Origin of the sequence: Nonomuraea sp. NPDC005650 (genome assembly GCF_040605375.1) — a bacterium.
Taxonomy (GTDB): Bacteria; Actinomycetota; Actinomycetes; order Streptosporangiales; family Streptosporangiaceae; genus Nonomuraea.
The window spans coordinates 1-11,455 of sequence record NZ_JBEXCR010000088.1; the positions used below are offsets into that span (position 1 = coordinate 1).

The 11,455-nt window shown below is 68.9% G+C and carries 11 protein-coding genes; 3 read left to right on the forward strand and 8 right to left on the reverse strand.

Going from position 1 to position 11,455, the window contains the following annotated elements; genetic code table 11:
• Positions 1–201, forward strand: a 201-nt coding sequence (locus ABZS69_RS64995) for a cytochrome P450 (protein ID WP_355394514.1), incomplete at its 5' end; no start/stop codon positions are given.
• A gap of 172 nt (positions 202–373) precedes the next feature.
• Here ABZS69_RS64995 and ABZS69_RS65000 read toward each other — a convergent pair.
• Positions 374–1,003 carry an LmbU family transcriptional regulator gene (locus ABZS69_RS65000; RefSeq protein ID WP_355394517.1) on the reverse strand — a complete coding sequence of 210 codons (630 nt, stop codon included), beginning with the start codon at positions 1,001–1,003 and terminating at the stop codon, positions 374–376.
• A 334-nt stretch (positions 1,004–1,337) separates the two neighbouring features.
• Here ABZS69_RS65000 and ABZS69_RS65005 point away from each other — a divergent pair, with 334 nt between their 5' ends.
• Positions 1,338–1,970, forward strand: a complete 633-nt coding sequence (locus ABZS69_RS65005; RefSeq protein WP_355394520.1) for a DNA/RNA helicase domain-containing protein — start codon at positions 1,338–1,340, stop codon at positions 1,968–1,970.
• Between the two features lie 115 nt (positions 1,971–2,085).
• On the opposite strand, the gene ABZS69_RS65010 is transcribed toward ABZS69_RS65005, so the two are convergent.
• The 6 genes from ABZS69_RS65010 to ABZS69_RS65035 all read right to left on the reverse strand — a co-directional run bounded on the left by ABZS69_RS65010 (position 2,086) and on the right by ABZS69_RS65035 (position 9,376).
• Positions 2,086–2,412 carry a hypothetical protein gene (locus ABZS69_RS65010; RefSeq protein WP_355394523.1) on the reverse strand — a complete coding sequence of 109 codons (327 nt, stop codon included), beginning with the start codon at positions 2,410–2,412 and terminating at the stop codon, positions 2,086–2,088.
• The gene (locus tag ABZS69_RS65015; protein WP_355394526.1) at positions 2,405–3,997 is read right to left on the reverse strand and encodes an ADP-ribosyltransferase; all 1,593 of its coding nucleotides are present in this window, start codon (positions 3,995–3,997) and stop codon (positions 2,405–2,407) included. The genes ABZS69_RS65010 and ABZS69_RS65015 overlap by 8 nt, the downstream gene beginning before the upstream one ends.
• 2 nt (positions 3,998–3,999) lie before the next feature.
• On the reverse strand, positions 4,000–4,239 hold the full coding sequence (locus tag ABZS69_RS65020) for a hypothetical protein (protein ID WP_355394529.1): 240 nt from the start codon (positions 4,237–4,239) through the stop codon (positions 4,000–4,002).
• Between the two features lie 159 nt (positions 4,240–4,398).
• Positions 4,399–6,366: a CehA/McbA family metallohydrolase gene (locus ABZS69_RS65025; protein ID WP_355394532.1), complete on the reverse strand. Its 1,968-nt coding sequence runs from the start codon at positions 6,364–6,366 to the stop codon at positions 4,399–4,401.
• Between the two features lie 11 nt (positions 6,367–6,377).
• Positions 6,378–8,123, reverse strand: coding sequence for a tetratricopeptide repeat protein (locus ABZS69_RS65030; protein ID WP_355394535.1), 1,746 nt, complete (start codon positions 8,121–8,123; stop codon positions 6,378–6,380).
• Positions 8,117–9,376 (reverse strand): MFS transporter, encoded by a 1,260-nt coding sequence (locus ABZS69_RS65035; RefSeq protein ID WP_355394538.1) that lies wholly within the window; start codon positions 9,374–9,376, stop codon positions 8,117–8,119. The genes ABZS69_RS65030 and ABZS69_RS65035 overlap by 7 nt, the downstream gene beginning before the upstream one ends.
• A gap of 60 nt (positions 9,377–9,436) precedes the next feature.
• Here ABZS69_RS65035 and ABZS69_RS65040 point away from each other — a divergent pair, with 60 nt between their 5' ends.
• On the forward strand, positions 9,437–10,468 hold the full coding sequence (locus tag ABZS69_RS65040) for a tetratricopeptide repeat protein (protein WP_355394541.1): 1,032 nt from the start codon (positions 9,437–9,439) through the stop codon (positions 10,466–10,468).
• A gap of 334 nt (positions 10,469–10,802) precedes the next feature.
• On the opposite strand, the gene ABZS69_RS65045 is transcribed toward ABZS69_RS65040, so the two are convergent.
• Entirely contained in the window at positions 10,803–11,453 is a 651-nt protein-coding gene (locus ABZS69_RS65045; protein ID WP_355394544.1) for a response regulator transcription factor, read from the reverse strand.
• Positions 11,454–11,455: the final 2 nt, after the last annotated feature.

The window sequence follows — 11,455 nt, forward strand, 5'->3', positions numbered from 1 at the left end:
AACAGGCACCTGGCCTTCGGCTTCGGCGTCCACTACTGCCTGGGCGCCGCGCTCGCCCGCATGGAGATCCGCGCGCTCTTCGCCGAACTCGTCCCCAGGCTGGCGAGCGTCGAGCTGGATGGCGAGCCCGTGTGGACCGCCACCACATTCGTCGGCGGGCTCAAACGCCTCCCCATCCGCTACGTCATGACGGACGGCTGAGGGTGCCGACTCGGGCGAGACCGCCGACTGGAACAGCGGAGACAGGATCAGGGGTAGCTGTCGTCATCGGTGGAATGGTCGTGGGTGATGTCGGCCGTGCTCGGTTCGTGCCTTGCCGGGCCGAGCGTGAACGTCGCCCGGGGAGCGGTTCTTTCCCCGGGCGACGCACGGTCTACCGGCCGGTGCGAACCGCGGCCTCGTCGAGGGTGCCGGCGATCCATTCGGGCAGGGGGACGGCCGCGCTCCGCGCCGCCGCGGTCCAGCGCTGTTCCTGCGCGGAGGAGACCTCAACGGAGATGGTCACCCTGGCCTGGCCGCCGTCCTCGGCGTGGGCGCGGCTCGCCTGGATCTCTTTACGCAACTTGCTCTGCGGCCAGCCTCCGGTCTCCGCGCGCGTGAGCCAGATCTCCTGCTCGTCCTCCGGGTCCCGTCGACGGGACATCGGGAATTTGCGGGCCACCCACGCGTAGTTTCTGAGTGTCTTGTACGACAGCGAGGTCTTGGTGAGGGCTATCCGGTAGCGGTCGGGGAAGTACTCCGCGCCATAATCGAGCCAATCCCCCAGCCACCAGGTGGAGGAGTCGGCAATCACACTCAATTGGTCGCCGATTTTCCGCCACGATTCAAAGGACATGTCCATGGAGAGTCGCAGCCCGAGCCTCCGGGCCTGTACGGAGGAGTCGAGCCCAGCCTTCCCGACAAGGGATTCCCGCGCACGCCGACAGCGGTCCGACGGGCGGAGTCGCGCTCCGCTCCCTTTGCTGGGGAAGGATTGAGAAGTGGCATCGCCATTGAGCATCATCCCCGCGGTTCTGAAACCCTGGAAGAGCGCTGACGCCGGCTCGGCCCCGGCCCAGGATGCAGATTCGTCGAGGCCGGCCCCGTGACCACGACTATGGGCGCTGGAGCGTTTCGCCTGCGCCCCGAAAGCCGTCGCAGGCGTGGCCGGTCAACCCTTAAAGCCGCAGGACACGCCTCAGCGCCTCGCAGCTCCGAGGGCCGCCCGAATATTGAGTTACGCGCCCTGAGCTGCGGTTAAGCAGCGTGACGGTATTCGCTGATCATGCCTGCGACGACCGGTCTTCAGCGGATGGATTGCAGGTGGTTGAGGTCGGTCGCCTCGCGGGCGGGTTGCGTTGCGGTGGCCGGGGGCCGTTGTTGTCGGGACTGGTGCGGCCGGCGTCCGTTGTAGTGGATCAGATACTCCTGGAGATCGTCCGTCCGAGCGAGGGCACGACTCTGGAGGAGTTGCGCCGTATGGCTGCGCACCTGAAGTACGCGTTCACTCACATTTCCGCTGCGCCGGTTCCCAGTCATACCTGCGCTGGATCGACGACCTGTTCGCCCAGGAAGGCTCGCCCTCTCCGTGGCGTGGCAGGGACTATGACCCGGCCTTGGCCGAGTCTCCGCTGGACCTCGAAGCCTGGACGAGCGCTCACATCGCGAGCGGGAGCAGCGCGCGGGAGCTACCCTGGAACTCGCGTGCAGGCGAAGTCATCGGTGACGAGGTTGAAATTCCAGGACGCTCTTATTGGGCCACCGACATGCCGTCATCGTCGGGGACGACCTCGTGCGGACTCCCTCGGGCTGGGGGGCGGCCAAGCAAGAGCCACGACAAGGAAGTCAACCGTCTAGCGCCCGAGGAATACCTTTTCTATGCGCTCAACACGTACCGCGTGCTCGCCACGCGTGGGACGAAGGGTACGCGTCTGTATGCAACGGATCCAAATACACAGCGTTTCCTGCGCACTCTTCTGACACGAACCTGAAGCAGCGGCGCGCTTCCACCTTGTCTAGCGAGGTGGCTCTGGCGCTCAGATTAACCGTGCTGTCTGCGCTTGTTGCTTGTACGAGGTCGGTTACGTCGCCGCACCCGATTTCGTATCATGGTGTTACTCGCAATTCGAAGTCCGGTGCGTACAACGCGGGGTTCAGGAGTTGACTGGCGGGAACTCCCGCCTTATATGCTCCGGAGAGGATCTGACTGATCCGGCCTCTTACATAAGCCATGTCCGGCTCCGGATTCTCGATACGGGTGAATCCCGCAGCTTGGCGATCGTCGGTCCACACATGTCCGAGCAGTCGTCCGTCCCGGTCGCGCAGCTCGCCCCGTCGCACCGGCCCGACGGCCTTGAAGTCGTAGGAGTCGCTCCGTGAGACGGTGATGGGGGTGACGTAATCGTAGAAGCGGGGATTCGGGGTGTCAGTCATCGGGGGGTCCTTTCCACCCAAGGTCGGCATCCATAGACGGTGGGCCGCTCCAGCCGGGCGGTTTGGTCCAGCCCTCCGGTACGACGTCGGCTTCCATGTACCACTGGCCGTCTTTACGGTACACATCGCGCACGATGTAGGACGTGCCGCGACGCAGGAGGATCTCGCGTTCGTCGAATAGTCCGGTGATGGGATACATGTTGAGCGCGTCGTATCCCTTGGGGACCCTCAGCATCACGCGAACATCCCCGTCGAACCCGCCTCGCCGGCCCACGCTCGTGCTCAAGTATCCAGGTTCAGTGATGACGGCGCCTTCCAGCGCTTCCATTTCGGCCGGCGACTTGATATCTACCCCCAGCGCCTCCAGGAACCCCTTGTTCACGCCTCTGTGCAGGACCACGTCGGACGGCAGGTGGGATTTGGCGATCGCCTGGTCCATCGCGGCGATGTGATCGGCTACATCGGGATCCAGGACATGCGCAGGATCGGCAGCCTGTGCCCGCAGACCCGGGTTGATCTTCAAGTAGCCGGGTCCGCCGTAGAACTCCAATGCGCGCAGTTCCTCCTTGGTCAGGTCTGGTAGCGGCATGTGGTCTCGTGCCCATGCGCGCCCATCGGCGTTGGTGTGGTGCCGGAGGGCGTCCTCCAGCGGGTTTGTGACCGGCGCCGTCGGCTTGCTTGCCGAGGAGCCGGCTGGGCCGTTCCCTCCGGGGCGGGGTTCTTGGGCGCTCCCGTCTGAGGGGCGTGCGGTCCCGTGCGGCCGGCCGCCTGCGCCGGGTGCCCGGCCGTCTGTACGGAGCAGAGGAGGGCCTTCGCCGATACGGCCAAGCTCGCTGGGCGTAGGGGAGGACAACGGCCTGCGGCGGAAGGTGTTCTTGGCGGCTCTGCCCAGTGCTCCTACCGCTCGGGTGCCGGCCGAGGCGGTGCTGCTGGAGCCTGCGGAGGCGACAGCCGCGAGGATGTCTGGGATAAGGCGGCCAAAGGCTCGGTCGGGATTGGAGGCCCAGGTGTCCCAGTCCAGTAAGGCCTTGCCAAACTCGGCGGGATTCTGGACGGCGGCCATCAGGGACTGCGTCATGTCGTTGACGCTGCGTTGCCAGCCCATGAAGTCGATGGCCGCGCGGGTGGGGGAGTAGTCGATCAACATTTGGCCCAGCCCGGCGACGCTCTCCACGGCGCCTTTGGCCTGCTCGGCCATCGGGTTGGCAGACACCAGGTTCGGGTCGAAGATGTCCTGGAGTTCCTGGCCGATGCGGTCCCATACGTTGCCTGCCGTGGGCAGGGGCGCTCCGGGAGCGAGCATGGCCTCGTCGACGGAGATCGGTGGCTTGCCCGCGCCGAACAGTTCCGGCCTGACCAGTTCCATGCGCTCCAGGAGCACCAGCCGCCTGTTGATCTCGGGGCCCTGGCTGCCGGCCCAGGCCGCCGTCTGACGGATCGTGTCGGCTCCGGCGGTCGGTAACCAGGCCCCGCGCAGGATGTTCCACAACTCTTCGCCGATGGAGTCCAGCGAGACTTCGGCCTGGTGCAACGCGGCTTTCAACGCGCGAACGCCATCGGGCACCATGCCCTCCAGCTGGCCCATGGCTAGCCTGGGCTGTCGGCCGGCGTGCGGGCTAACAAGGCCCGCAGTTCGTCCATCACACCGGCGCATCCGCTGCTGAGGGTCTGGCGCTGGGCGGCCAGCTCGTCGGCGAAGCGCTGTGCGGCGGGGCCCGTCCAGATGTTCTGGCCCATGAGCGCGGCCACCCGGTCGAGCGCGGGCCTAGCTTGATCGGTGAGTTGCTCTGCTCGGCGCAAGGCCTGTTCGACTTGCTCCCGGGTCATAGGGCACTCCTTCGGGTGTGTCGGCCTAGCTCGGGGGTCCAAGATGGGAGCCATTGGACTCTGCGCCACTGGCCGCAGCAACCGAATCGCCAGGATTGGTCTCCTAGGTGTGCTTGGCCGAGGTCTGACTCGGCGGAGTCATGCCCGCTTGTCGCAAATTCAGGATCCGCTCACCGCGCGCAGCCTGGCCCGGTATACCTGGCGAGCCTGATCGTGCAGGTCCCGGTGGGCGGCGCGCTGCGCGGCCGAGGCGAACGTGCCGTCCGCGTCCAGCAGCGGCTCCAGGAGGTCCAGCCAGCGCAGGCACCACTCGACGTCGGCCCGCCTGGCCACGTGATCCCCGATGTATACCGGGCTGGTGTGCGCATAGGCGCCCCCAGGGTGCGCTGACCGGGGATGCGGCCCGCCTCCCGCCACGGCCACCACATAGGTCGGTTCGTGCACGGTGAGCTCGGCGGTGAGCAGGCCGGGGCCGCCCTCCGCGATTACGCCGTCGGCGGTCCTGAGCTGGAGCCACTCCACCTCGGGGCCGACGGTCCGCGCGGTGATCGTGACGGTGTCACCCTCGGCCGGCCGCATCGTGTCGCCCGGCCGGTGACCGCCGACGTCGAGCTCGAGCCAGGGGCCCGTGGTGGCGAACGTGCGGCCTCGCCGTACGGCTTCGGCGAAGGAAACGGCGGTCAGCGGCCCGTCGACCCAGGCGTACACGCGCTCCCAGCCGGGCGGGCTCGACGCGGTGCCGCGCCGTGATATGGACAGGACCGCGTCGGTGCCGGCGGTCACCGCGAGCCGGTTGCCGGCCCCGATGAGCCGGCGATAGACCACGGCGGTCGCCTGGATGGAGGAGTGGTTGAGCACGTCCAGGCCGTCGATCAGGCCGAGCGCCGCGTCCACCACGATCTCCCTGGCCGAGCAGTTGCGCCCGGCGGCGACGGCCCTGTCCGGCGGGTCGGTGTCGCTCAGATCAGTGTGGAACGGGTGGCCGTAGCCGGTGAGCGCGCCGAGGCCGCGCAGTTCCGCCAGCGGAGCGCTGTTGGGATGCGTGTCCGGGCTGTCACCGAAGCCGCTGTGGAAGCGCGTGGGCATGCCGGTGAGGCCGAAGGCGCTGAAGTGTCCGAGCAGGTCATTGCGGTATTCCACGCCCAACCTGGCGACGTGGCTCTCGTCCGACCACGGCAGGTCCCGCCCGACCCACTCCTCCAGCAGCTCCCGGTCGTAGACCCGCTCACCTGCCACGTTGCCCGCGACCAGGTTCAGCACGTGCAGGTCCTCGCCGATCTGCGCGGCGGCGGCCCGCTCGGGGGCCGCGGGTTCGTCGCCCATCCAGTTGAGGTGTACGTGCAGGTCGCCGCCGTACCAGCCGCGGGCGGCCGCGTCGTAGAGGCGTTCGGGCGTCAGCTCGACGGTCAGCTCCGCTCCCGGCGCGGGCTCCACGTCCACCGTGGCCGAGCCGTACTCCATGCCGCGCGTCACGGACACCGTGAGCCGCTCCGCGGGAACGTCGATCTCCAGGTCGTCGCCGTGGAAGTACGGTCGCAGCCGGGCATCGAGAGCGCGGACGGCGCCCCGCGGATACCATCCCTGCCCGTCCTCACCGGTGACGGTCCACCTGCACGGGAACCCGGCGCGCAGCCGCACTCGGGCTGCGCGTGCCCGCCTGGTGAGCGGGCCGAGGTCGATCCGCTCTCCGGCGATCACCGCGCTGGCGCTGGTGATCGCCACCAGTTTGGCGCCCCCCGGTGGAACGACGTGCGCGACGCCGTCGACCGTCACGGTGACCTCCTCCGGCATGCCGGAGTCCAGCAGCAGCGTGGTCGGGAGCGGCGCGTCATCGAGTACGGCCAGCGTCCGGGCCTCCAACCGGTGCCCTTCGGGAGTGAGGCGCAGAGCCGCCAGGTTGTCCAGGACGTCGCCACCCAGCGCGTCCCGTACCACGCGGTCCAGGTCGAGCTCGCCCATCCGCGCGTCCATGTCGCGGCGCGTCCCGCCGAGCTGGCGGAAGCAGGTGTTCCAGTAGTCGTAACCGTTCATGAGGTAGGCGCTCGTGTGCACCTCCCCGACGTAGGGGATGAGCTTCTCGCCCCACGTCACCCCATGGCGGTCGAGCAGCCGGCGGTAGTCGTGCACGGATCCCTCCATCAGATCGCGGAAAGCAGGGCGCGGATGTCCTCGTCCCCGGGATCCAGCCGCGCCGCGTGCTCCAGATCCGACCGCGCGCTCTCCTGCTCGCCCAGGTCCCGCAGGGCTACGGCCCGATTGAACAGGAAGGCGGGGCTCTCCTCCAGCTGGATGGCGCGCGTCAGATCCGCGACCGCTCCGTCCAGGTCGCCCATCTCGTACGCCAGGACCGCTCGGCCGGCCCACGTGGCCGCCGCCTCCGGATCCAGATCCAGCGACGTGCCGAACGCCGCTCGCGCCGCGTCATGACGCCCCAGCGTGGCCTCCGCCTGCCCCAGGGCCGCCAGCAGGTACGCGTTGCACGGCTCCAGCTCCAGACCGCGGAGCGCGTCCGCCTTGGCCTTGGCGTGCTCGCCGAGAGCCGCCCAGATCCCGGACCGGTTCACGTAGGCCGCCACGAACTCGGGGTCGAGCTCCAGCACGTAGGACAGGTCGGCCAGCGCTCCCTGGAGGTCGCCGCGCGCGAACCGGATCTCGGCCCGGTTGTAGTACGGCTCGGGCAGCGGCAAGCCGACCTCCATGGCGCTCTCGTAATCGGCGACCGCCTCGTCGTGCCGTCCGAGCTGGTGCAGGGCGTTCCCACGATCGATGTAGTAGTCGGGGTAGCCCGGGTCGGCGGCGATGGCGGCGTCGAGGTCGGGCAGCGCCTGCTCCGGCTCGCCCGCCATGGCCAGCAGCGTCGCGCGGTTGGCCCGCAGCACCAGCCGGTGGATCGGGTGCTCGCCCTCGGCCAGGTCGCGCTCGGCCAGGTCGACGGCCTGCTCCACCAGGTCACGGGCGGCGCCGTACCGCCCCCGCCGCACCTGCACCAGCGCCGCGCCGTTGAGGTCGAAGCTGAGGTGGAAGGCGCGCTCGCGCAGGTCGGGCAGCAGCGAGGTGATGATGATCGCCTCGTTGATCCATGCCATCGCCTCCTCCGGGTCGCGCCGCGCCGGATCGTGGTGGCGGACCAGGAGCATCGCCGTCAGGTAGGCGGACGTGGCGCGTTCCTTCGGCCCGACACCGCGCCGCCGCGCCTCGTCGAGCAGCTTGCGCGCATCGTCTTCACGGTCGATGGAGGAGCAGGCCAGTGCCACGCCGTACGCGATCCGCCACCAGTCATCGGGGCCGGCCAGCGCGAGCGCGCGCTCGCCGAGGTCGGCCGCGGCGTGGTGGAAGCCGGCCATGAGGCAGCGGCCCATCGCGTCCCATAGCGCCTTGGCCGCCAGCTCGGGATCGCCGCCCCGCTCCCGGTGGTAGGCGAGCTCGCCGAAGCGCGCCCGGATCAGCCCTGACGCTTCGAGGTCCGACGCCCGCAAGTCGTGCTCCTCCGGGGTCAGGTCGGGCTCCGGAGCGTCGCCGGAGTCGATGACGTCCACCGGGAGGCGACGCCGGACGACCTCCAGGAACTCGTGATCGGTGGGGTCCGCCTGGGCCAGGTTGGCGACCGTGAGCCTGATGGGCAGGAGCGGGCGGAGGTACTCCGCCAGTCCGTTGGCCAGACGCAGCGTGTGGCGAGGGCCGGGTATCAGGATCCGCTCGGATCTGGCCAGCTGGTCGGCGGCCGACGTCCGCCGTACCGGGATGTCCAGGTCCGGCGCGACCGCCCGCAGCTCCAGGTCGTGGAGCTCCGGAGCGGCCACCGTGGGCACGGTCGCGTGCGCGAGCGCGGCGGCGATCGTGAACGGGCCGTGGCGCCTGTGCGCGTCGACGGTGAGTTCTAACACGATTCCTCCTGGGGAGTGCGGGACGGCACCGCGCGCAGCGTGCGGAGGGGGGAGGCGAGCATGACCGCGGTCGGGAGGGCGAACGTCAGCGCGCCGAGCGCCAGTGTCGCCCACAGGCCGATCCAGGTGGCGAGCAGGCCGAACAGGACAGCGAAGAGGGGCTTGGAGCCCAGGGCGAGCCAGCGGGAGGTCGCGTTCATCCGGCCCATCAGTTCGGGCGGGCAGATCAGCTGGCGGAAGCTCCGGTTGGCGGCGATGTAGGTCATCTGGACGGCGATGGCCAGGCAGTGCCCGACCGTGACCAGCACGTATCCGGCCGTGCCCGGACCGGCCAGCAGCGTGGGCACGAGGTCGAGGGCGTACCCGACGACGCCGAAGAGCATGAGCCTCGGCAGTCCCCATCGCTGGGTGAGACGTCGGGTGAGCAGCCCGCCGACGATGCCGCCGGCCGCGCTAATGGCCATGCAGATCCCCGTCTGCGCGGCCGTCCAGTGCAGCTCGGTGTAGACGTAGACGATCCACAGCGACCACACGCCCCCGATCGCCGCGGAGACCAGGGCGTTGGCGAGGACGACCGGCCGCATCAGTGGGTCGCCGAGGACGTAGCGCAGACCTTCGAGGATTTCGGTGCGGAGCCTGGCCCCGGCCGGCCGGGGAGCGGGCACCGGCTCCTCGGCTCTGACCAGCGCCAATGTCATCGCGCTGACCAGGTAGGAGACCGCGTCCACGGTGACGGCCCGCGCCGCGCCGATTGCCGTGATCAACGCGCCGGCGCCGCTCTGCCCGGCGACGGTGGCGAACGACATCGACACGCTCAGCTTGCCGTGCCCCTCGACGAGTTGCTCGCCGCGCAGCAACGTGGGCAGGTAGCTCTGGTACGCGGTGTCGAACACGACCGAGAGGAGGGCCGCGACCACGGCCACCGCGTACAGCTGGACGAAGCCGAGCCCGTCCAGCAGGGCGGCCAGCGGAACCGAGCCGAGCACGACGGCCTGGCACACGTTGCACCAGATCATCAAGGGGCGGCGGCGATGCCGGTCGACCAGGGCGCCTACGGGCAACGAGGCCACGAGATGGGGCAGGAAACCGCAAGCCGTCAGCAGGCTGATCTGCAAGGGTGAGGCGCCCAGCACGGTCATGGCGGCGAACGGCAACGCCACCGCCGTCAGCTCGGTGCCCGTCATGCTGACCGACTGGCCCGCCCAGAGCAGCATGAAGTCGCGATTGCGCCAGAGGGAACTGGCTCGGGACATCAGCCGACCTTCTCCTGTCTAGATCATTTAGTTTAGGAATTATCTCCGGAAGGGGATAGAATGTCCATGGTGTTATCGACTCGCGCATATGTGGACCGCGGAATCGAGCACAAGAAGGCGGGCGAATTCCGTTTCGCGGAAATGGCGTTGACAACGGCCCTCACCTTGTATAAAGAGGCGCGTGATCCTCGTGGCGAAGCCGACGTGCTGGTGGAGTTGTCGCAGGTGCAATACGCCATGGGCGCCTCATCCGCGGCGGCGGCTCAGCTGGGCCGCGCGATAGTTCTGTACCGCTCACTGGGCGATCGTCTCGGTGAGGCACGGGCGCTCGACAGCCTGGGCACGGTCCGTCATCTCACCGGAGACTGCACCGCGGCGCTGGAGTCCTTCGCCGCCGCCCGTGCGCTCTTCGAGCGTGAGCGAGACCGGCCCGGCATGGCCCGGGCGGCCAAGAACCTGGGCTTCGCCCACTACCTGAGCGGTGACTTTCCCCCCGCGCACGAACAGCTCGGTGCCGCGCTCGTGCTCTTCACCGAGCTCGGCGACCGGCTCGGCACCGCCAACGCCCTCAAGAACCTGGGTGTCGTGCGGCAGCTCACCGGAGACCTCGACGGCGCCCACGGGACGCTGACCGAGGCACTGTCCGTCTACCGTGAGCTGGGGAGCAGGATGGGCGTGGTGAACGCGCTCACGAGCCTGACCGTCGTCCAATACCGCACCGGCGACCTCGTGGCCGCCCGATCAAGCGCCCAGGAGGCGCTGGAGGTGGCGCGGAAGCTGCCCTACCCGGTGGGCGAGGCCGACGCGCTGCGCGAACTGGGCTTCGTGGCGCATCTCGGTGGCGATCCCGAGGGCGGTGTCAAGCTGCTGGAGCAGGCGATCGAGCTGTTCGAGGCGACAGGGGACCGGCTCGGGCAGATCGAGGCGCTCAACCGGCTCGGCACGGTGCTGCTCGACGGCAAGAACGCGCCGGGGGCGGCGCTCGCCGCCTTTCACGCGGCACGCGAACTGGCCGAGGCGGCCGGCAGCAAGCATGAGGGGGCACGTGCGGCCGAAGGCATCGCCCGCTGTCAGGAAATATCAGGATCTTGACATATATGAAGATCTAACGGATTCTCGTGAAGGCGATCGCCGATTCATTCATGTCTAGGAGAAAGGGCGACTTCGCAATGAAGAAAATCGTCATCCATAAGCCGGGAACGGTCAGGCTCACCGGTGCCGCTACCCCGAAGCACGCCGACCCCACCGTGTAGTCGGCTGAAAAAAGCGGGCGCCGGCCTCCGGCTGTCGCCCGCTCTATTTGTGTGCTCATCGGCGTCTGGCGCCCGTATCGCAAAAGCCGGCAATCGGGATCACCACGTCGTGCCGCGACCGCCGGCCCTCTCGGTCCACAGGGGGTGCTGCGCATCGCCTGGTGAGGCGCCGGTCAGTGGGCGGCGGGCTTGACCAGGCCGCAGTCGTAGGACAGCACCACCGCCTGCGCGCGGCTGTTCAGGCCCAGCTTGCTCATCAGCCGGTTGAGATGGGTCTTGATGGTGCCCTCGCTCACCGACAGCCGGTCGGCGATCTCCTTGTTCGACAGCGCCTGCCCCACCAGGCGCAGCACCTCCGTCTCGCGGGCGGTCAGGCCGTCGAGGGAGGGCGGGGGCGCGGGCGGGACGATGAACGCCTCGATCAGGCGTTTGGTGATGCCCGGCGCCAGCAGCACGTCACCCGCGGCGACGGTGCCGATGGCCGAGATGATGCGCTCGGGGGAGGTGTCCTTGAGCAGGAAGCCGCTGGCCCCCAGGCGTAAGGCGTTGTAGACGTACTCGTCCAGGTCGAAGGTGGTCAGGATGAGGACCTTGGGCGGGGGACCGGCGGTGGAGGCCAGGATGCGCTCCATGGCGGTGATGCCGTCCAGCCGCGGCATGCTGATGTCCATGAGGATCACCTCGGGCCGGAGCTCGGCGGCCAGGCGCACGGCCTCCTCGCCGTCGACGGCCTCGCCCACCACCTCCAGCCCGGCGGCCCGCAGCAGCGCCGCCAGGCCGGCCCGGATGAGCACCTGGTCGTCCACCACCAGGACCTTGGTCATCG

Coding starts and splice junctions, on each gene's coding strand:
- ABZS69_RS65000 (WP_355394517.1), bottom strand. CDS start 1,003: ATGATGCTCAATGGCGATGCCACTTCTCAATCCTTCCCCAGCAAAGGG.
- ABZS69_RS65010 (WP_355394523.1), bottom strand. CDS start 2,412: ATGACTGACACCCCGAATCCCCGCTTCTACGATTACGTCACCCCCATC.
- ABZS69_RS65015 (WP_355394526.1), bottom strand. CDS start 3,997: ATGGGCCAGCTGGAGGGCATGGTGCCCGATGGCGTTCGCGCGTTGAAA.
- ABZS69_RS65020 (WP_355394529.1), bottom strand. CDS start 4,239: ATGACCCGGGAGCAAGTCGAACAGGCCTTGCGCCGAGCAGAGCAACTC.
- ABZS69_RS65035 (WP_355394538.1), bottom strand. CDS start 9,376: ATGTCCCGAGCCAGTTCCCTCTGGCGCAATCGCGACTTCATGCTGCTC.
- ABZS69_RS65040 (WP_355394541.1), top strand. CDS start 9,437: ATGTCCATGGTGTTATCGACTCGCGCATATGTGGACCGCGGAATCGAG.
- ABZS69_RS65045 (WP_355394544.1), bottom strand. CDS start 11,453: ATGACCAAGGTCCTGGTGGTGGACGACCAGGTGCTCATCCGGGCCGGC.